The 19,727-nt window shown below is 67.7% G+C and carries 16 protein-coding genes; 9 read left to right on the top strand and 7 right to left on the bottom strand.

The annotated features are described in order from the left end of the window. Positions 1-8 precede the first annotated feature (8 nt). Positions 9-1,067 (bottom strand): LacI family DNA-binding transcriptional regulator, encoded by a 1,059-nt coding sequence (locus tag WCY17_RS04720; protein WP_372701016.1) that lies wholly within the window; start codon positions 1,065-1,067, stop codon positions 9-11. A gap of 280 nt (positions 1,068-1,347) precedes the next feature. Between WCY17_RS04720 and WCY17_RS04725 the strand changes: the two genes are divergently transcribed. The 8 genes from WCY17_RS04725 (at position 1,348) to WCY17_RS04760 (ending at position 10,319) form a co-directional block, all read left to right on the top strand. Continuing rightward, on the top strand, positions 1,348-2,541 hold the full coding sequence (locus WCY17_RS04725) for an ABC transporter substrate-binding protein (RefSeq protein ID WP_372701017.1): 1,194 nt from the start codon (positions 1,348-1,350) through the stop codon (positions 2,539-2,541). Positions 2,542-2,647: 106 nt separating this feature from the next. After that, the gene (locus tag WCY17_RS04730) at positions 2,648-3,514 is read left to right on the top strand and encodes a branched-chain amino acid ABC transporter permease (protein WP_372701018.1); all 867 of its coding nucleotides are present in this window, start codon (positions 2,648-2,650) and stop codon (positions 3,512-3,514) included. Positions 3,515-3,533: 19 nt separating this feature from the next. After that, complete coding sequence (locus WCY17_RS04735) at positions 3,534-5,315, top strand: ATP-binding cassette domain-containing protein (protein WP_372701019.1); 1,782 nt, start codon at positions 3,534-3,536, stop codon at positions 5,313-5,315. Next, complete coding sequence (locus tag WCY17_RS04740) at positions 5,308-6,012, top strand: ABC transporter ATP-binding protein (protein ID WP_372701020.1); 705 nt, start codon at positions 5,308-5,310, stop codon at positions 6,010-6,012. The genes WCY17_RS04735 and WCY17_RS04740 overlap by 8 nt, the downstream gene beginning before the upstream one ends. A 54-nt stretch (positions 6,013-6,066) precedes the next feature. Beyond that, the gene (locus tag WCY17_RS04745) at positions 6,067-7,059 is read left to right on the top strand and encodes an NAD(P)H-quinone oxidoreductase (protein ID WP_372701021.1); all 993 of its coding nucleotides are present in this window, start codon (positions 6,067-6,069) and stop codon (positions 7,057-7,059) included. Next, positions 7,056-7,820 carry an SDR family oxidoreductase gene (locus WCY17_RS04750; protein ID WP_372701022.1) on the top strand — a complete coding sequence of 255 codons (765 nt, stop codon included), beginning with the start codon at positions 7,056-7,058 and terminating at the stop codon, positions 7,818-7,820. Before WCY17_RS04745 ends, WCY17_RS04750 begins: the two co-directional genes overlap by 4 nt. Before the next feature lie 117 nt (positions 7,821-7,937). Beyond that, on the top strand, positions 7,938-8,711 hold the full coding sequence (locus WCY17_RS04755; RefSeq protein ID WP_372701023.1) for a shikimate dehydrogenase: 774 nt from the start codon (positions 7,938-7,940) through the stop codon (positions 8,709-8,711). Positions 8,712-8,723: 12 nt separating this feature from the next. Next, positions 8,724-10,319, top strand: coding sequence for a GMC family oxidoreductase (locus WCY17_RS04760; protein ID WP_372701024.1), 1,596 nt, complete (start codon positions 8,724-8,726; stop codon positions 10,317-10,319). Positions 10,320-10,345: 26 nt separating this feature from the next. Here the strand turns inward: WCY17_RS04760 and WCY17_RS04765 are convergent, their stop codons facing one another. Beyond that, entirely contained in the window at positions 10,346-11,302 is a 957-nt protein-coding gene (locus WCY17_RS04765; RefSeq protein WP_372701080.1) for a glycosyltransferase family 2 protein, read from the bottom strand. A 153-nt stretch (positions 11,303-11,455) separates the two neighbouring features. On the opposite strand from WCY17_RS04765, the gene WCY17_RS04770 reads away from it, so the two are divergent. Beyond that, a complete protein-coding gene (locus tag WCY17_RS04770; RefSeq protein WP_372701025.1) occupies positions 11,456-13,324 on the top strand; it encodes a hypothetical protein in 1,869 nt (622 codons plus the stop codon). Here WCY17_RS04770 and cydC read toward each other — a convergent pair. Genes cydC through WCY17_RS04795 form a run of 5 tightly spaced genes read right to left on the bottom strand, consistent with a single transcriptional unit; the run spans position 13,218 to position 19,691 of the window. After that, positions 13,218-14,861: a thiol reductant ABC exporter subunit CydC gene (gene cydC / locus WCY17_RS04775; RefSeq protein WP_372701026.1), complete on the bottom strand. Its 1,644-nt coding sequence runs from the start codon at positions 14,859-14,861 to the stop codon at positions 13,218-13,220. The two genes, WCY17_RS04770 and cydC, sit on opposite strands and share 107 nt — an antisense overlap. Then, complete coding sequence (cydD, locus tag WCY17_RS04780; RefSeq protein ID WP_372701027.1) at positions 14,849-16,801, bottom strand: thiol reductant ABC exporter subunit CydD; 1,953 nt, start codon at positions 16,799-16,801, stop codon at positions 14,849-14,851. Before cydD ends, cydC begins: the two co-directional genes overlap by 13 nt. Positions 16,802-16,843: 42 nt before the next feature. Beyond that, positions 16,844-16,936: a cytochrome bd-I oxidase subunit CydX gene (gene cydX / locus WCY17_RS04785; RefSeq protein ID WP_372701028.1), complete on the bottom strand. Its 93-nt coding sequence runs from the start codon at positions 16,934-16,936 to the stop codon at positions 16,844-16,846. A gap of 34 nt (positions 16,937-16,970) precedes the next feature. Further along, entirely contained in the window at positions 16,971-18,116 is a 1,146-nt protein-coding gene (gene cydB / locus WCY17_RS04790) for a cytochrome d ubiquinol oxidase subunit II (RefSeq protein ID WP_372701029.1), read from the bottom strand. A gap of 9 nt (positions 18,117-18,125) precedes the next feature. Further along, positions 18,126-19,691 carry a cytochrome ubiquinol oxidase subunit I gene (locus WCY17_RS04795; RefSeq protein ID WP_372701030.1) on the bottom strand — a complete coding sequence of 522 codons (1,566 nt, stop codon included), beginning with the start codon at positions 19,689-19,691 and terminating at the stop codon, positions 18,126-18,128. Positions 19,692-19,727: the final 36 nt, after the last annotated feature.

The following is a 19,727-nucleotide window of genomic DNA, read 5'->3' on the forward strand; positions in this document are numbered from 1 at the left end:
CATCGCGTTCATCCCCCCACTGCGATCATTGCCGGCGGCCCCAGGCTCTCGCCGGGCACGAAGACGGCCTGCATGGGCACGGTCGGCGCCACGGGCTGGCCCTCGACGAGCCGGACGATGAGTTCTGCGGCGCGGCGGCCGATCTCGGGCGCGGGCACGCGCACCGTGGTCAGCGCCGGCTGCAGCATGGCGGCCTCTTCGATGCCGTCGAAGCCGATCAGGGAGATTTCGTCGGGCACGCGCACGCCCATGCGGCGGCACTCGTCCAGCGCCCCCATGGCGAGCAGGTCGGTGCCAAAGAGAATCACCGATGGCCGCTGCGCCAGGGCCCAGTAATGCCGGATCGCCGCCCGCCCGCCATCGTAGGAGAACGGGAACTCGACGATCCATTCGTCGCGCACCTCGGCCCCCGCCTCGGCGACCGCCGCCAGGATGCCCTTGCGCCGGCAGCGGGCCCGTTCGTTGCGCGTGATGTCGCCGCCGCAGATGCCCAGGTGCCGGTGCCCCAGGGCCAGGGCCTTGCTTGCCAGCAGATGGGCCGTATCGAAGTTCGAGACCCCCACGCAGTACGGGTGCGGGCTTTCGTCGACCGACCAGGTCAGGACATAGGGCAGCTGGTACTGGTCCAGCATCGCGTACACCGAAGCCGGGTGGTCAGTACCGACCATGATCAGGCCGTCGATGCCGCGCTCGAGCGCGGTGCGGATGAACGCGGCCTCGTCTTCGGCGTGGTATTCGTGGCTGACGATCAGCAACTGGTAGCCCAGCGACCAGAGCGTCTGCTGGATGGAGTGCGTGGAGTGGGCGAAGATCGGGTTGTTCAGCGTCGGGTATACCGCGGCGATGGTCTGGGTGCGCCGCGACGCCAGGGCCCGTGCGGCACCGTCGCGGATGTACCCCAGCTGCGCCACGGCCTGGTTCACGGCCTGCAGCGTCCGGGGCCTGACCTGGGCCGGATTGGAGAGCGCCCGCGAGGCGCTGCCCAGCGACACACCGGCCAGGCGCGCGACATCCGCCAGCGTGGGGCGGCGCGCACTCTTACGGGTTTGTACGGACGGCTCGCTCATTGACAAGGTGTTTGCTTATCGCAATAATTTGCTCACGGACGAAAATGAAGCGCTTCAAGTTGGCTGCGCGAACAATCCTTCCGTGTCTGGAAGGGTGCCCCGCGAGGCATCGCGAGGGGGCTTCTGGCGCCTCATGCGTCCATCGAGATGGGTCGGGTGTCCCCGCGTGCAGCAGTATATGCGAAGCGTCTGCGTCTTGCACGGCACTGCTGGCCAGGGCCGCCCGGCTCGACCCTATTACCCGGGTGTGGCAAACGCTCGGGGCCAAAGGAGTGTAGACATGAAATATAGAATGCTGATTCTTGCACTGGCAACGAGCGCGATGGCGGCGTCGGCCAGTGCGGCCACCGTGAAGATCGGGGCGCTGTACCCGTTCAGCGGCGGCCTGGCGTCGCTGGGCCAGGAAAGCTTCCGCGGCCTGGAGCTGGCCGTCAACCAGCGCAACGCCGCCGGCGGCGTCAATGGCCAGCAGATCGAGCTGGTAAAAGTGGATGCGGTCGACCCCAACCAGGCGGTGGCGGGCGCCAAGCAGCTGGTCTCCGATGAGGTCGCCGCCATCTTCGGCACCTATGCCTCGGGCCTGTCGTACGCGGCCACGCCGGTGGCCGAGCTGGCCGGCATCCCCTACTTCGAACTGGGCGCCGTGTCGCAAAAGATCACGACGCGCGGCTATCAATACCTGTTCCGCAGCAACTCGACCACGGTGACCTACGGCACGGCGATCCTCGATACCCTGCGCGATTCGATCGCCCCGGGCATGGGGCTGAAGCCCGAAGACATCCGCATCGGCATCATCCACGAAGACGGCCCCTACGGGTCCGACGTGGCGGCCACCGAAGAAGCGCACGCCAAAGAGCTGGGCCTCAAGGTGGTCGAGAAGCTGCCCTACTCCGCCAAGGCGGTGGACCTGTCCTCGCTCATCCTGCGGCTCAAGGGCAGCGATGCCAATGTGGTGCTGCAGACCTCCTACCAGAATGACTCGGTGCTGTACTTCCGCCAGGCCAAAGAAGCCAATTTCAATCCGACCATCGTGATCGGGGCCGGCGGGGGCTACTCGCTGGTGGATACGGCCAAGGCGGTGGGGCCCGACATCAACGGCGTCTTCGACATGGACTTCCCGCAGATCACCATCAACCCGGCAGGGGCGCCCGGGCTGGACCGCTTCCTGGCCGATTATCAGTCGACCTACAACGGCTCGCCGCAATCCGGCCACAGCCTGGCCAACTACGTGGGTGCCGTGGGCTTTCTCGAGGCCATGGACCGGGCGGGTTCATTCGACAAGGACAAGGTGCGTGCAGCGGTCATGGCCTACGAGGTACCGGTGGGGCAGACGGCCAATGGCTGGGGCTTCAAGTTCGATGAAGACGGCCAGAACACCAGGGCCGACCTCTACCTGATGCAGTGGCAGGATGGCGTCCTGAAGACCATCGCGCCCGAGAATGTGGCCCAGGCCGAACCAATCTACAAGCACTGAGCAACGGGCATCCGGCGGCCCCTGAGCGGGCCGCCCGCCCGCCACCCGGCCAACCTGGCCAGCCCGGCGCACTGCCTTCGCCGGGACGCATTCCGGAACGGGGTTCATGGATATTTTCTTGCAGCTGTTGATCAACGGCATTCTGCTGGGGGGCGTGTACGCCATCATCAGCCTGGGCCTGACGCTCATCTTCGGGGTGGTGCGCGTGGTCAATTTCGCCCATGGCGAATTCCTGATGGTGGGCATGTACCTGATCTACCTGATGGCCCACTACCTGGGCCTGCATCCCTACGTGGCCCTGGTGCCGGCGGCCATCATTCTGTTTGCGCTGGGGGCCTTCATGCAGAAGGTGGTCATCGAGCCCCTGCTCGATGCCAGCGAGGAAATCCAGATCTTTGCCACGGTGGGCGTCTCCATCATGCTCATGAACCTGGCGCTGGTCATCTTCGGCGCCGATGTCTTTCGCGCCCACGTGACGCTGGGCACCACGTCGCTCACCGTGGGCCCGCTGTCACTGCTGACCGGGCAGATCTTCACTTTCGTGGTGGCGGTGGCCCTGGCCATTTTCCTGCACCTGTTCATGCACCGCACCTACCTCGGGCGCGCCCTGCGGGCCGTGGCCCAGCACCGCTACGCCGCCCAGCTGATGGGCATCAACGTGCGCGCGGTGTACATCTTCGCCTTCGGGCTGGGCACGGCCTTCGTGGGCATTGCCGCGGGCCTGCTGGCGCCGCAATATCCGGTGTTTCCCACGGTCGGCTCGTACTTCGTGCTCACCGCCTTCGTGATCGTCGTGCTGGGCGGCATGGGCAACCTGTACGGCGCCATGGCCGGGTCGCTGATCATCGGCGTGGTGGACACGATGGCCGGTTATTACATTTCGCCGGATCTCAAGGAAGTCGTCTATTTCGGCGTCTTCCTGCTGATCCTCATCTTGCGTCCCAGCGGGCTGTTCGGCCTGGGCACGGACTGACACACCAGGAGCGCCAGCCGTGTTTCCCGACCTTCGCCACCCCAAGACCTACACCAGCCTGATCCTGTTCGTGCTGGTGCTGCTCATCCCCATCGCCCTGAACAGCGCATTCTGGACCAACCTGTTCGTGCTGCTGTTCACCTTCTCGGCCCTGTCGGTCGCCTGGAACATCGTGGGCGGCTACGCGGGCCAGCTCTCGCTGGGCCACGCCGTGTTCTACGGCATCGGCGGCTATACCGCCACTTTGCTGACGCAGGATTTCTCCATCTCGCCGTGGATCGGCATGCTCGCGGGCGCGCTCATCTCCGGGCTGGTGGCGGTGATCATCAGCTATCCGACCCTGCGCCTCAAGGGGCCGTTCTTTGCCCTGGCGAGCATCGCCATCCTCGAGGTGGTGCGCCTGCTGGTGATCCACGAAGAAAGCTGGACGGGCGGTTCGAGCGGCATCAGCCTGCCGCTGCAGATCGGCTGGAAATGGATGGTGTTCCGCAACAAGACCAACTACCTGCTGATCGCCTTCGTGCTGTTCCTGTTTGTCCTGTGGGCGTCGTGGGCGATCCGCAAGGCGCGCCTGGGCCATTACCTGCTGGCCATCCGCGAACGCGAAGACGCCGCCCTGGCGGTGGGCATCCATACGGCGCGGGTCAAGACCCTGGCCGCGGTGCTCTCGGCCATGCTCACCAGCCTGGTCGGCACCTTCCACATCACCTACCTGACGTTCATCGATCCGGCCTCGGCATTCTCGCTCGAACTCTCCATCCAGATCGCGATGTTCGCGCTCATCGGCGGCATGGGCACGGTGGCCGGCCCGGTGGCCGGCACCTTTCTCGTCCTGCCCATCGCCGAACTGGCGCGCGCCTGGCTCAGTGGCGTGGGCAGCGGCATCCACGGCCTGATCTACGGCATCATCCTGATCGTGGTGGTGCTCACCATCCCCAGGGGCCTGGTCGGTGCCTTCGGCGCGCCGATCGAAGCCTGGATCGGCCGCCACCTGCCCTATCTGGGCCGGCCCCGGCCCATGGCGGCGTCCGGCGGGCCATCGGCCACCGTTCACACCCGCGGCGATGCCACGGTGCTCGAAGCCAGCCATCTGTTCAAGAGTTTCGGCGGCCTGCGCGCCACCCATGACGTGTCCCTCGAACTGCGCGAAAACGAGATCCTCGGCATCATCGGCCCCAACGGCGCCGGCAAGACCACCGTCTTCAACCAGCTTTCGGGCTTTCTGCAGCCGGATGCCGGCAGCGTGCGCCTGCTGGGGCGCGACGGCCAGTGGACCAGCTGTCGCGCGCCGTTCGAATATGCCCACATCGGCCTGAGCCGCACGTTCCAGATCGCCCAGCCGTTCACCGGCCTGACCGTGCTGGAGAACATCATGCTGGGCGCCTTCATCCACACCAAGGACCGCCGCGAGGCCGAGCAGGCGGCCCTGGCGATCGCCGGGCAGACGGGGCTCACCGAGCAGTTGCAGGTCGAGGCCCGCAACCTGACGGTGGGCGGCATGAAACGCCTGGAAGTGGCCCGCGCACTGGCCACGCGCCCGCGGATCCTGCTGCTCGACGAGGTCATGGCCGGCCTGAATCCGGCCGACATCGAGCGCGCCATCGCCATGATCCGGCAGATCCGCCAGTCGGGCGTGTCGGTCATCATGATCGAGCACATGATGCAGGCCATCATGGCCCTGTCCGACCGGATCATCGTCATCAACGAGGGCCAGGTGCTCACGGCCGGAACCCCGCAGGAGGTCGTCGAAGACCCGCGGGTGATCGAAGCCTATCTGGGCAAGGGGTATCAGCATGCTTGAGGTCACCAACCTGTGCGCGGGCTATGGCAAGACCCAGGTCCTCGAGCGCCTGAATTTCCACGTCGAGGCGGGCGAGGTGGTGACGCTGATCGGCGCCAACGGGGCCGGCAAGACGACCACGCTCAAGACGCTGTGCGGTATCCTGAAGGCCACCGAAGGCCGCGTGGCATTCGAGGGCCGCGAACTGACCCGGCTGCGCTCCTACGAGATCGTGGACGCCGGGATCACCATGATCCCCGAAGGCCGCCAGCTGTTCCCGAACTTCACCGTGCGCGATAATCTGATCATGGGTACGTACAAGCGCGCGGCCCGGACGGGCGTGCAACAGCGCATGGACGCCGTACTCGAACGGTTTCCCCGGGTGCGGGAACGGCTGGGGCAGTTGGCCGGCTCGCTGTCGGGCGGCGAGCAGCAGATGGTGGCCATCGCCCGCGGCCTGATGGCGCAGCCCAGGCTGCTGGTGTTCGACGAACCCTCCGTGGGCCTGTCGCCGCTGCTGGTCGAGCAGATGTTCGAGATCATCCGCCAGATCGCGGCCGACGGGGTCACGGTGCTGCTCGTCGAACAGAATGTGTTTCAGACGCTGCAGCTGGTCGACCGCGGCTACGTACTCGAAAACGGGCGCATCGTGCTCGAAGGCAGCGGGCCCGACCTCTTGGCCGATCCGCACGTCAAGCGGGCCTACCTCGGACACTGAAGCCGGTGCCGAATGCGCACCGGATGTTTTTCGCAACACAGATGAAGGATTGACATGAAACTGATAGATCACGGCCGGGGCGGCAATGCAGACGTACTGCGCGTGGTGGATGCCGCGACACCGCAGCCGGGCGCCGGGCAGGTACTGATCGCCGTGCACTACGCCGGCGTCAACCGCCCCGACATCCTGCAGCGTTCGGGCTCCTATCCGCCGCCCGCCGATGCCTCGCCGTACCTGGGCCTGGAGGTCTCGGGTGAAATTGCGGCACTGGGCGAAGGGGTCACGCAGTGGCAGGTGGGCGACCGGGTCTGTGCACTCACGCCGGGTGGCGGCTACGCCGAGTTCTGCATCGTCGACGCCGGCCATTGCCTGCCGATCCCGCAGGGCCTGTCCATGCTGCAGGCCAGCGCCCTGCCCGAAACCTACCTGACCGTCTGGACCAATCTGTTCCAGCGCGGCCGCCTGCAGGCGGGTGAAAGCATGCTGGTCCATGGCGGCTCGAGCGGCATCGGCCTGACCGCCATTCAACTGGCCAAGGCCCACGGGGCCCGCGTGTTCACCACGGTCGGCAATGCCGACAAAGAGCGCGCCTGCCTGCAGTACGGCGCCGATGTCGCCATCAACTACCACGAGGTGGATTTCACCGATGTCGTGGCGCGTGAAACCGGGGGCCAGGGGGTGGACGTGATCCTCGACATGGTGGGTGGCGACTACATCGAGCGCAATATCCAGTCATTGGCCCTCGAAGGCCGGCTGGTGCAGATCGCCTTCCTGGAAGGCAGCCGCATCAAGCTGGATGCCATGCCCATCATGCTCCGGCGCCTGACCTTCACGGGGTCCACCCTGCGCGCCCGCTCGGTGGCCCAGAAATCGGCGCTGGTGGCCGACGTGCGCGAACGCGTATGGCCGATCCTGGCCTCCGGCCGCTGCCTGCCGGTGATCTGCAAGGTGTTCCCCTTCGACCAGGTGCAAGAGGCGCATCGCCTGATGGAAAGCAGCCGGCACATCGGCAAGATCATCCTCCAGGTGCAGGGGGATCCGGCATGAGGCATGCGGGCAGAACGGTGCTGGTCACCGGGGGCACCGGCGGTATAGGCAGCGCCATCGTGGCGCAGTATCTTGCCGAAGGCGCCCGCGTGGCGATTGTCGATCTCGACGCCGCGCGCGGCCAGGCGCAATCCGATGAACTCGCGGCCCAAGGCCACGACGTCGTCTTCGTGGCCGCCGACGTGGGCACTTTCAAAGGCTGCCAGCAGGCGGTCGAGCAGGCGCGTGCGGCTCTGGGCGAGATCGATACGCTGATCAACAACGCCGGCATTTCCCCCAAGCACGCCGGCCATCCGGCCGCGGTCGGCGAGATGGCCCCCGAAGAATGGGATCGGGTGGTCGCCGTCAACCTCAGCGCGGCCTTCTATCTCACCCGCCTGCTGGCGCCCGGCATGCAGCAGCGCGGCTTCGGGCGCATCGTCTCGATGTCCTCGGTGGCGGGCAAGGCCGCCCTGGCCGACATCGTGGCGATCCATTACAGCACCACCAAGGCGGCCCTGATCGGCTTCACGCGGCACGCGGCGGCCGAACTGGGCCCCTACGGGATCACGGTCAATGCCATTGCGCCGGGGCGCATCGACACACCGCTGCTGAAGACCGTGGCCCAACAGGCCAATGACGCCGTGATCGCCCAGACGGCGCTGCGCCGCCTGGGCGAGCCCTCCGAAGTCGCGCAGACCTGCGCCTTCCTGACATCGAACGAAGCCGACTTCGTGACGGGGCAGGTGGTGGACGTCGCCGGCGGCTGGCTGATGACCTGACGATCAACAATGGGCCGGCGCCGGCCCGCCTGCGAGCCCCGGCGCCGGCCGGACACCGGCCGCAGACCAACGGAACACGATGAAATGATTACTGGAAACACACGGCTTTATGCCATCTTGGCCGATCCGGTGGCGCAGGTGCGCACGCCGCAGGTCATCAATGCCTGGTTCCGCGAGCATCAGGTCGATGCCGTGCTGGTGCCCATGCACGTGCCGGCCGGCGATCTGGACGCGGTGCTGGATGCCCTGCGCCGGATGCGCAACCTGGGGGGCTTCATCGTCACCGTACCCCACAAGACGGCAATCGCCGAACGCTGCGACGAACTCGGCCCGGCCGGGCAGGCGATCGGCTCGGTGAACACCGTGCGCCGCACAGCCGATGGCCGCCTGGTGGGCGAGATGTTCGATGGCGCCGGGTTCGTGAGCGGCCTGCAGACCCAGGGGCACGACCTGGCCCACAAGCGGGTCCTGCTGCTGGGGGCCGGCGGGGCGGGATCGGCCATTGCCTTCGCCCTGGCCCAGGCGGGCGCGGCCTCGGTGACGGTGGCCAACCGCACGCCGGCCAGGGCCCACGCCCTGGTCGAGCGGGTGCGCAAGGCGCTGCCACAGGCCACCATCGAGGCTGGCGCGCCCGAACCCGAAGGCCATGACATCATCGTCAATGCCACGTCCCTGGGCATGCGCGCCGAAGATGCCCTGCCGCTCGATGTCGAACGCCTGGCGCCTGACATGCTGGTGGCCGAGATCATCATGAAACCCGAGCAGACCCGCCTGCTCGATGAAGCCCAACGGCGCGGCTGCCCGATCCACCACGGGCGCCACATGCTGGACCGGCAGGTGGCGCTGATGACGCAGTTTCTGCTGCAGGGCCAGCCCGAGGCAGTGAACTGAGAGGCACCGAAGTTGGACATTCATGATTACATCATCGTGGGGGGCGGCACGGCGGGCTGCATTCTGGCCAATCGGCTGACCGCGTCGGGCCGGCACAGCGTACTGATGCTCGAGGCCGGCACCAACGCTGGCAGCCTGTGGATCAGCATCCCGGCGGGCTTCAGCAAATTGCTGGTCGATCCGCGCTTCAACTGGCAGTTCGAAACCGTGCCGGAAGCCAACACGCTCAATCGCCGCATTGCGGTACCCCGCGGCAAGGGCCTGGGGGGCTCGACGCTCATCAATGGCATGATCTACGTACGCGGCCAGCCCGCCGACTACGATCACTGGCAGAGCCTGGGCGCCACCGGCTGGTCGTGGCAGGACGTCGAACCCTATTTCCGGCGCCTGGAAAACTACCCCGGCAGCGACCCGGCCCGCGGGCACGAAGGCCCCATGCACCTGACCGAGGTCGCCCACAGGCACCCTCTGGCAAGCGCGCTGCTGGATGCGGCGCGGGAAGATGGCCAGATCATCAACCCGGACTACAACGGTGCGTCCCAGGAAGGCTTTGGCTATTACCAAGTCGTGCAACACCGAGGCCGGCGCTGGAGCATCGTGGATGGCTACCTGAATCCGGCCCGCCACCGGCGCAACCTCACGGTGCGCACGGGCGCCCACGTGCTGCATGTCGATCTGGACGAAGCCCGGCGCTGCACGGGGGTCACGTACCGCAAGGACGGGCAGGTCCACCAGGCCCATGCCGCAAAAGAGGTCATCCTGGCCGCCGGTGCCGTGCAGACCCCGCAGATCCTCGAACTCTCGGGCATCGGCGCACCCGACATCCTGGCCCGCGCCGGCATCCCCCTGCAACACGCGCTGGCGGGCGTTGGAGAACACTACATCGAACACTTCTGCACGCGCATGAACTGGCGCGTGCAGAATGCCCGCTCTCTGAACGAACTGACCCGGGGCTGGCGCCTGGCCAGGGCGGTGGCCGAATACTTCACCCGGCGCACCGGCATCCTGACCCTGGGCACCGGCCTGGTATCGGGCTTCGTCAAGAGCCGCCCGGGGCTGGCCGCGCCCGATGTGCAGTATTTCTTCATGCACGCCAGCTATGCCAACGCCGCCGAGCGGATTCTGGACCATCTTCCGGGCATGACACTGGGCGTGGCGCAGATGCGCCCGCAGTCGCGCGGCAGCATCCACATCCGCAATGCCGATCCCCTGGCCGGGCCGCTGATCCGCCCCAATTTCCTGGCTCAGCCCGAGGACCAGGACAGCCTGATCGGCGGCATGCAGCTGGCGCGACGCATCATGGCTCAGCCGGCCATGGCGCGCTATGTCGACCATGAAATGAGCCCGGGCCCCGATACGCAGAGCCATGCGCAGTGGCTGGAATTCGCGCGCTCCAATGGCCAGACCATCTATCATCCGATCGGCACCTGCCACATGGGCACCGACGCCCAGGCCGTGGTCGATCCGCAACTGCGGGTCCAGGGCCTGTCGGGCCTGCGCGTGATCGATGCGTCGGTGATGCCGGCCATGATTTCGGGCAATACCCAGGGGGCGGTGATGATGGTCGCCGAAAAGGGGGCCGACCTGGTGCTGGCGGATGCCGGCTGAGCTGCAGCCCGCCGCCTGTCGGCGGATCACGGCGCGCCAGCAGGCCCGCCGCCGGGCCGGCGCCACGGTATGGCCAGGTACGCCAGCCGCCGGATCTCGCGCCGGGCCCGCGCCAGGGAATCGAGCACCACCCCCACGGCCGCCAGCAACAGACCCAGCACGCACAGGCCGGTGACCAGCACCGCGGTGGGCAGGCGCGGGACCAGGCCGCTGTGGGCGTAGTCGATGAACAGCGGCACCGCCAGGCCCACACCCAGGGCGCACAGCAGCACGCCCAGCAGGCCAAAGAGCGTCAGCGGCCGCTCGAGCATGTACAGGCGCAGGATGACGCTGGCGATGCGCAGCCCGTCGCGCCAGGTGGACAGCTTGCTGGCCGAGCCCGCAGGCCGCGCCCCATACGGGGTCTGCAGCTCGCCCCAGGGCATGGCCATTTCGAGCGCGTGCACGGTGAGCTCGGTCTCGATCTCGAAACCGGCCGACTGCCCGGGAAACGACTTGACGTAGCGCCGCGAAAACACCCGATAGCCCGACAGCATGTCGGTGAACGCGCCCCCGAACACATGGCGCACCGCCGCGCTCAGCAGCCGGTTGCCGGCCCGGTGCCCGGGCCGGTAATTCTCGGCCTGCCCCGCGTCGGCCCGGCAGCCGACCAGCATGTCCAGCCGCTGCCCGACCAGATGCGCCAGCATCCGCGGGGCGCTGGCGGCATCATAGGTGGCATCGCCATCGACCATGATGTAGTAGTCGGCCTCGATGTCGGCAAACATGCGCCGCACCACGCTGCCCTTGCCGCGCTGCGCCACGTGGTGCACCTGGGCACCGGCCCGGCGGGCGATCGCGGCCGTTTCATCACGCGAGCCGTTGTCGAACACGTAGACCTGGATATCGGGTACGGCCGCACGGAAGTCGCGCACCACCTGCGCAATGGTGGGCGCTTCGTCATAGCAGGGCACCAGCAGGGCGATACGCGCTTCTGCTAGCATGGCGGCTTTGCTGCCGCAATCGCCGCGTTCGCTGCCGCCGCCATCGCTATCGCCGCGACCGCGAGCATCGACGCCGCGATCGTGGCGATGGCCGGCCCCGGCCGGGCGCGGCCGCATGCCGTCAGTCTCATCGGTATCATCGGGCTCCATCACATGCTGAATCCTCTGGACAAGCGCAAAGTCCTCATTCTAGCGTCAGCCATCTTTCTGCTGGCGATTGCCTTCAGCCTGGGGCGCCAGATGCCGGATCTGCTGGCCGCCCGGCTGGCCAACCCCGACAGCTACACCCGGCTGGTGCTGGTGCGCGACTGGCAGCCCGCGACGGGCTACCAGTACATGGCGCGCGATGCGGCGCCCCACGGCAGCTACCTGCACTGGGCAATGGTGCACACCTGGACCCTGCAGCACCTGGCCCAGGCGCTGCAGTGGCTGGGGCTGCCGCAGGACAAGGCCCTGTTGCTCGCGGGCGCCGGGATCACCGAACTCAGCACGCTGCTGCTGGGCCTGTTCAGCGTGCTGGCCATTCTGGCACAGGGGGGGCGGCTGGCGGCCATCGCCACCGCCCTGGCGCTGATCAGCGCGCGCGGGCTGCTGGCCTACGCGCAGCCGCTCCAGATCACGCACCACATCTTCATGCTGGTGCCGCTGGCGTGCGCGGCCTGGCTGCTGCTGCGCCCGCGCAGCAGGCCATTTCTGGCCGGCCTGGGCCTGGGGCTGAGCCTGTGGATTTCACCCGAGACCATGCCCTTCATCGCAGGGCTGGCCGCGCTGCAGGCAGGCCGGCGCCTGCAGGGTGCCGGTGGCGCTGCGTGCTGGCCCCTGGCATTGGGCCTGGGCCTGATGCTGCTGCTGGGCTGGTGGATCGACCCACCACCGCCCACGTTCGACGCCTGGGCGCTGGACCACCTGAGCCTGGCCTGGCTCGCCTGGGCGGCCATCGTCGCGGCCCTGCTCTGCCTTGCCGACATCCTGGCCAGCCGGCCCCGCCTGCCCCTGGCCTGGAAGGTCGGGCTGATCGCTGCGGCGGCGCTGGCCGGCGCCGCGCTGTGGCTGGCCCTGGCCCCGGGCGCGCTGGCGGGCCCTGCGGGCCTGCTGCCCGATGAGCTCAAAACCCTGTGGTGGCGCCACATCAACGAACTGCGGCCATCCAGAAAAGCCTCGGAGATTCTCGCCTGGGTGGCCATGCCGGCCCTGGCGGGCGGGCTGCTGCTGCACGCCGCGTGGCGGGCCCGCATCCTGTGGTGGGCGCTGCTCGGCCTGATGGCCACGGCCTACGCGGCGCTGGCCGCCTGGCACGTGCGCATGGGCGCCGCAGCGGCCCTGGCGGCCGCGCTGGCCTGGGGGATCTGGCTGACGCGGCAGGCCGTCTTCATCTCCGAAACCCCCACCGCCCTGCCGGCGCGCGCGCAGCACAGGGCGGCCTTCTGGCTGCTCGTGCCCATCCTGCTGGTGGTGCTGTCGCTGGGCAGCGTCGCCCTCGAGCGATGGCTGGGCGACACCCCCACGAGCCCCAGCCCATGCAGGCTGGCCGATATTGCAGACGAGCTGAACGCCGTGCCCCCGGCGACTATCCTGGTGCACCTGAACCAGGCCCCGGAACTGCTCTGGCGCACCCATCACCGCGTGATCGCCGGCAACTATCACCACAATACCGCCGGCCTTCTGGATACCTATCACGTCTGGCTGTCCGAAGGCGATGACGCACGCGCGCGCGCTATCGTGGCCCAGCGCGGCATCCAGTACATCCTGCAGTGTGCCGATGCGGATGCCGGCACCAACGCCGGTACCGACGCCGGGGGCGATACGCTGGCCCGACGGCTGGCGCGCGGTGCGCCGGTCTCCTGGGCGCGCGGCCCGTTTCCCCTGGGTGCCTGGAATCTGTATATACCCGGCACGGCGCCCGTGCCCCCAGCCATCAGGGCGCCTGCAGCGCAAGCACCTGGTCAAACAGCCCCGCAGGCAGATCCGCATGCGTGGCGACGATCAGGGTCCGGCCCTGGATCTGGTCGGCCAGCACCCTGAAAAAGGCCCGCGCGGTCGCGTCATCCAGCCCGGCGGTGGGCTCATCCAGCACCCAGATGCGGGCTGGCGACAGGAGGATGCGCGCCAGGCAGAGCCGGCGTACCTGCCCGGTGGACAAGGTGGCGCCGCGCTCGTCGACCCAGGCATCCAGGCCGGCGTCCAGGCCACGCACGAAATCGGCCAGCTGGGCTTGCTCCAGAACCTGCCAGAGCCGCGCATCGCTGGCCTGCGGATCGGCGATGTGCAGATTTTCGCGCAGGGTACCGAGAAACACGGGTGAGAACTGGCTCAGCAAAGCCACACGGGCCTGAACCTGTGCCGGGTCGGCCCGCTGCAGCGGCACCCCGCCCAGGCGGATCTCGCCCTCGACTGGATCCACCACCCGCAAAAGCAGGTTCAGCAGCGTGGACTTGCCCACGCCACTGGGCCCGACGATGGCCACCCGGTGTCCGGCAGGCCAGCGCAGAGTCAGGTCGCGCAGCACCCAGCGCCCGCCGGGATAACGAAATGAAACGCCTGCCAGCTCCAGGGCGCCGGTCTCGGGCAGTTCGCGGGGCCCGGCAGGGGCCGGCAAGGCGGCCCGGGTCTGCAGCAGCGCCTGCACACGGCGCATACCCTGGGTGATCACGGCGGTGCGCGATGCGCCGCGCAACAGGGGTCCGAGCACCTCGAACAGGCCTATGCCGCCCAGCACGACGCCGATCCACTGTGGCCCGTCGAGCCGGCCGGCATGAAAGGCCAGCGCCCCCAGAAACAGGAGCAGGGCCAGCGCAAGCCCCATGAACGCCTGCTGCAGCAACTGGCCCAGCGCACCCTGGGCCGACAGACGGTCACGCCCGCAGGCCAGTTCCTTGCCCAGGGCCTCGAACTGCGCCAGCGTGCGCGCCTGCAGGTCGAATGCGACGATGTCCACATGCGCCTGCACACTCTGCTGGACCAGATCGCGCATGCGGGCCTGGCTGTCCTGCAGCGCCAGGCCGGGGCGGCGAGCCTGCCAGGCCATCCAGGCGGGTACGCACAGGGCCCCCAGGAACAGCACCGCGCAGACCAGCCAGGCCAGGCGCGCGTCCAGCAAGCCCACCAGCAGGGCAAAGGACAGGCCGGCCAGGGCCGCCACCAGGGCCGGTGCCACCCATTGCAGGAAAAGGCCATCCAGCACATCCATGTCGCCGGTCAGGCGCGCCACCAGATCCCCTTCGCGGTAGCCCGCCAACTGTGCCGGACTGAGCGTGAGGACGTGGGCAAACACCCGGGTGCGCAGATCGGCCAGAAGTTCCAGGGTGACGGCATGGCCGAGAATGCGCTCGCCATAGCGCGAACCGATGCGCAGGAAGGACAGGCCCCGGATCAGCGCCGAGGGCGCAAACAGGTCGAACCCGAACGTGGTGCCGGCCAGAAAGGCAGCGCCCAGAAACCAGCCTGCCACCATGAACAGCCCGGTACCCGCCCAGACGGTGACCAATGCCACCCCGATCGCCAGCAGCAGCCTGGCCCTTCGCGCTGCGAACCAGGGCCAGAGCAGCCTCAGCCCGCGCATGCCGAATCCCGCCCGGCCTGCAGGACCAGGCAACGCCCAAGCGCATCTGCAACCCTGGCGTCATGCGTGGCCAGAATCAAGGTGCGGCCGCGGCAGAAGCGGACGATCTCCGTGAGCACGCGATGTGCCGTGGCGGCATCCAGATGGGCCGTGGGTTCGTCCAGAAGAACGACGCCGGGATCGAGCAGGAACAGGCGTGCCAGGGCCAGGCGGCGCAACTGCCCGCCCGAGAGGCCGTGGCCCATCTCGCCCAGGCGGGTGTACAGGCCCTCGTGACTGGCCGCCACGAAGTCCCACGCACAGGCCCGCTGCAGCGCCGCCTGCCATTGCCCTGCGTCCGTGGCCGGCGCCGCCAGGCGCAGATTGTCGGCCACCGTGCCGGCCAGAAAAAAGGGCCGCTGGCTGATGAACACCAGGCGTGCGCCCAGTTCAGGGTGTGCATGCACCCCAGTCGCCACGCCCCCGACCATGCTCCCGCAGCGCCCTGCCCCTGCCCCTGCCCCTGCCACAGCCGGCGGCGGCCCCACGCGGGCAGGCTCGAGACCCGCCTGTGCAGCGGCCATCCACCGCCAGCCCAGCACCTGCACTTCGCCCGCCAGGGGCACACGCAGGCCCGCCAGGGCTTCCAGCAGGCTCGTCTTGCCCACGCCACTGGCACCCATCAGGGCCAGGTGTTCGCCCTGCATCAGGGTCAGGTCCAGCGGCCTTGACCACAGCGCGCCCGCGTGCCGGTCCGGCATGTCCAGCCCGCGAACCTGCAGCGCAGCCGGCGGTTCCGGACTCACCGGAATCCACGCGGGGGCCGCTGCGGTGCCGGGGGCTGCTGTGGCGTCCTGGGCCATTGCGGCGTCGGGGGCCGCGGCCCGCCCGCCGGCCCCGGCCCCGGTTCCGGCCTCTTTGGGCGCGTACGCCGGCGTCCGTACCCTGGGCCTGGCGCCCGGCGCTGCAGGCTGCGGCAGGCCCTGAAACAAGTGGGCGATCTGATCGACGGCGGCCACGGCGGCTGCGCGGTCATGATAGCTGGCGGCCAGCTGGCGCAGGGGGTTGTAGACCTCGGGGGCCATGAACAGGGCAAACAGCCCCAGGGGCAAGTCGACCGGCCGGGCCTGCACCTGCAGGAAACCGAGATAACTCAGGCCGATGTACAAGGCAATGCCCGCCACCCCCAGCGCCGCGAAGAATTCAAGCACCGCCGAAGACAGAAAGGCAATGCGCAGCACGCCCAGCGTCTTCTGGCTCAGGGCATGGCTGGCGGCCCGCATTGCCGCCACCTCGTCCTGGGTACGCCCGAACAGCCTGAGCGTGAAGGCGCCGCGCAGGCGGTCGGCAAAGCGGCCGGAGAGGCGCACCATCGCCTGCTGATGACGCGCGCTGGCCGCCTGCGCGCCCCAGCCCACGAGGGCCATGAAGACCGGAATGAGCGGAGCCGTCACGAGCAGGATCAGGGCGGCCACCCAATCGAAGGGCAGCAGCACCACGGCAAAGGCCAGTGGCAACACGACGGCCGCCAGCACGGCCGGCAGGTAGCGCGTCAGATAACCATCGAGCTGCTCGACCTGGTCCACCAGCACGCTGGCCAGTTCGCCCGATATCTGCTGGCGCGTCCACTGCGGCCCCAGTTCGAACAGCCGTGCAAACAGCGCCTGGCGCACGCGTGCCTTGAGCCGCTCTGCGGCCCGGCTGGCCAGCCGTTCACCCAACCAGTGGATCAGCGCGCGCAGGGCGAGCAGCGTGACGATGCCCAGCACCCAGGGCGCCAGCTCGGCCAGCGCCATCTGCCCTTGAACCATGCGGCCCAGGACCTGGGCGAGCAGCCAGACCTGCGCGACGAGCAGCAGGCCGGCCGCCAGCGGCGCCCCCATCGCCGCGGCGAAGCACCGGGATTCGTGGCGCCGGAGCGCGGCAAGCCAGTGCGCCGCTGACGCGTCGTCAGTGGCCATGGGCGGCAACCTGGCGCATCGTTCGGCGCCGACTGCCGGACGTTATTCGTCTTCCTGCAGTTCGTGCCACAAGGCGTTGAGTATGGCAAAGCTGCAAGCCAGGCCCAGACCCAGGACCCAGGCAAAATACCACATAGGTTTCCTCAAGCATGCATGATGATGGCCCGCTTCAATAGGCGTGGCCATCGAGGTTTTTTTCGGTGACCTTGCCGCGCATGACCCGGTACACCCAGGCGGTGTAGAGGATCACCACCGGCAGGAAAATGCAGGTGGCCAGCAACATGAACCACAGGGACGTGCGGCTGGCCGAGGCGTCCCAGACGGTCAGGCTCATGCCGGGGTTCAGTGAAGAAGGCATCAGAAACGGGAACAGGCCCAGGCCGAAGGTGAAGATGACGCCGGTGATGCCGATGGCCGAGGCCAGGAACGCCCCGCCCTTGCGGCGCCACCCGACCAGCGCCACGGCAAGCACGCCCCCCAGAACCCCGAGCGCCGGCGCCAGCCAGGCAAGCGGCCAGCGTGTGAAGTTGAGCAGCCAGGCGCCATCGACGACCTGCACCGACTTGCCCAGGGGCGTGGCCACGGCATCGATGTCGATGCTGCCGGCGATGACATAGCCCGGCAAACCGGTGGCCCAGAAGCTGGCCAGCACGAAGAGCAGCACGGCCAGCAGCCCGCTGATGCGCGCCCACCGGCGCGCGCGTTGCGCGATGGGGCCTTCGGTTTTCCAGGCCAGCATGATGGCACCATGCTGGGCAAACAGGGCCAGCGTGAGCACGCCGCACAGCAGCGGAAACAACGTGAACAGATCGAGCAGCGACCCCTGGTAGACGGGCCGCAGGGTGGCCGCTTCGTACTCGAACGGCACCCCGAGGATGACGTTGCCCACCGCCACGCCGAACACCAGGCTGGCCACCACCCCGCACAGGCACATGAGGATGTCCCAGTTCTGGCGCCAGCGGACGCTTTTTACCTTGCTGCGAAACTGGAAGCAGACCGGGCGCAGGATGAGCGCCAGCAGCAGAAGCAGCATGGCCAGGTAGAAGCCCGAAAACGACATGGCATAGAGCAGCGGCCAGGCAGCGAAGATGGCCCCGCCCGCCAGGATCAGCCAGACCTGGTTGCCTTCCCAGACCGGGCCGATCACGTTATAGGCAATGCGCCGCTCGGCATCGGTGTGTGCCACCAGCAGGAGCACCGAAGCCAGGCCCAGGTCGAAGCCGTCCATGACGGCGAAACCGACCAGCAGCAGGCCCAGCAGCAGCCACCAGATGATGCGCAGGGTGGAAAAATCCAGGGGGATCAGCGCGTCCATGGGGTTCTCCTACAGGCCTTGGGTTTCCAGTGCCGCGGCCATCGGCTGCGGGCTGGGTGCCTCGTGTGGCCCCTGCCGTATGGCGCGCAGCATCACCTTGATGCCCACGACCAGCAAAACGGTGTAGAGCACGAGATAGATGGTGAGTGAGACGAGCAGGTCGCTTACCGTCAGGCCGGAGACGGCATAGAAGGTAGGCAGCACGCCCTCGATCACCCAGGGCTGGCGGCCGAACTCGGCCACGAACCAGCCTGCCTCGACCGAAATCCAGGGCAGCGGCAGGGTCCAGAGGGCCACGCGCCAGAAGCGCGGCGAGACCAGCAGCCGCCGCTTGCTGGCCAGCCAGAAGGCATAGGCAAAGAAACCGATGAAATAGAACCCGCAGACGACCATGATGCGAAACAGCCAGTACAACGGCGCGATTTGCGGTACGGTGCTTTCAGCCGCCAGCGCGATGTCGGCGTCGGTGGCCTGGGTGATGTCACTGCGAAAGCGCTTGAGCAGCAGGGCGTAGCCCATGTTGTGCTGGTATTTGTCGAACCGCGCCAGTGCATCGGCATCCTGCGGGCTTTCCTTGAGGACCTGCAGCGCCTCGTAGGCGACCAGGCCCTCGCGCACCCACATTTTGGCCCGCTCGACCAGGTCATTGATGCCCAGCAATGGCGTGGTGAGCGAGCGCGTGCCTATGATGCCCATCGCATAGGGAATCGTGATCTCGAAATGATTCTTCTTCTGTTCCTGATCCGGGATGGCGAAGAGGTTGAAACTGGCGGGCGCCGGTTCCGTGTCCCACATGGCCTCGATGGCGGCGATCTTCATCTTCTGGTGCTCGCTGGTGAGGTAGCCGCTTTCATCGCCCAATACCACCACCGAAAGCGAGGCCGCCAGACCGAAACTGGCCGCCACGACCATGGAACGACGTGCCAGTTCATGGTGCCGGTTGCGCATCAGATACCAGGCACTGACCCCCATGACGAATACGGCGGCCAGCACATAGCCGGCGCTGACCGTATGCACGAACTTGGCCTGGGCCACCGTGTTGAAAATCACGGCGCCGAAATCGCTCAGTTCCATGCGCATGGTGGCCGGGTTGAACACGGCACCCACCGGATTCTGCATCCAGCCGTTGGCGATCAATATCCACAGGGCCGAAAAATTGGAGCCTATGGCCACGAGCCAGGTGACCACCAGGTGCCCGACCCTGGACAGCCTGTCCCAACCAAAAAAGAACAGCCCCACGAACGTGGCCTCGAGGAAGAAGGCCATGAGCCCTTCGATGGCCAGGGGCGCGCCGAAAATATCACCCACGTACTGGCTGTAATAGGCCCAGTTCATGCCGAACTGGAATTCCATCACCACGCCGGTGGCCACCCCCAGGGCGAAGTTGATGCCGAACAGCGTACCCCAGAATTGGGTCATGCGCCGCCAGATGTCGCGCCCGGTGAGCACGTAGACCGATTCCATGATGGCCAGCAGGAATGCGAGGCCCAGGGTGAGCGGCACGAACAGAAAGTGGTACATCACGGTGGCGGCGAACTGGATGCGGGATAAATCCACCAAAGCCATGTCGATCATGATCGAGCCCCACGTGAAGTAACCCTGTCAATGTAT

It is taken from the genome of Castellaniella sp. (assembly GCF_041677825.1).
Classification (GTDB): Bacteria; Pseudomonadota; Gammaproteobacteria; order Burkholderiales; family Burkholderiaceae_B; genus Castellaniella.

Coding starts and splice junctions, on each gene's coding strand:
- WCY17_RS04720 (WP_372701016.1), bottom strand. CDS start 1,067: ATGAGCGAGCCGTCCGTACAAACCCGTAAGAGTGCGCGCCGCCCCACG.
- WCY17_RS04725 (WP_372701017.1), top strand. CDS start 1,348: ATGAAATATAGAATGCTGATTCTTGCACTGGCAACGAGCGCGATGGCG.
- WCY17_RS04730 (WP_372701018.1), top strand. CDS start 2,648: ATGGATATTTTCTTGCAGCTGTTGATCAACGGCATTCTGCTGGGGGGC.
- WCY17_RS04740 (WP_372701020.1), top strand. CDS start 5,308: ATGCTTGAGGTCACCAACCTGTGCGCGGGCTATGGCAAGACCCAGGTC.
- WCY17_RS04745 (WP_372701021.1), top strand. CDS start 6,067: ATGAAACTGATAGATCACGGCCGGGGCGGCAATGCAGACGTACTGCGC.
- WCY17_RS04750 (WP_372701022.1), top strand. CDS start 7,056: ATGAGGCATGCGGGCAGAACGGTGCTGGTCACCGGGGGCACCGGCGGT.
- WCY17_RS04765 (WP_372701080.1), bottom strand. CDS start 11,302: ATGCTAGCAGAAGCGCGTATCGCCCTGCTGGTGCCCTGCTATGACGAA.
- WCY17_RS04770 (WP_372701025.1), top strand. CDS start 11,456: ATGCTGAATCCTCTGGACAAGCGCAAAGTCCTCATTCTAGCGTCAGCC.
- cydC (WP_372701026.1), bottom strand. CDS start 14,861: ATGCGCGGGCTGAGGCTGCTCTGGCCCTGGTTCGCAGCGCGAAGGGCC.
- cydD (WP_372701027.1), bottom strand. CDS start 16,801: ATGGCCACTGACGACGCGTCAGCGGCGCACTGGCTTGCCGCGCTCCGG.
- cydX (WP_372701028.1), bottom strand. CDS start 16,936: ATGTGGTATTTTGCCTGGGTCCTGGGTCTGGGCCTGGCTTGCAGCTTT.
- cydB (WP_372701029.1), bottom strand. CDS start 18,116: ATGGACGCGCTGATCCCCCTGGATTTTTCCACCCTGCGCATCATCTGG.
- WCY17_RS04795 (WP_372701030.1), bottom strand. CDS start 19,691: ATGATCGACATGGCTTTGGTGGATTTATCCCGCATCCAGTTCGCCGCC.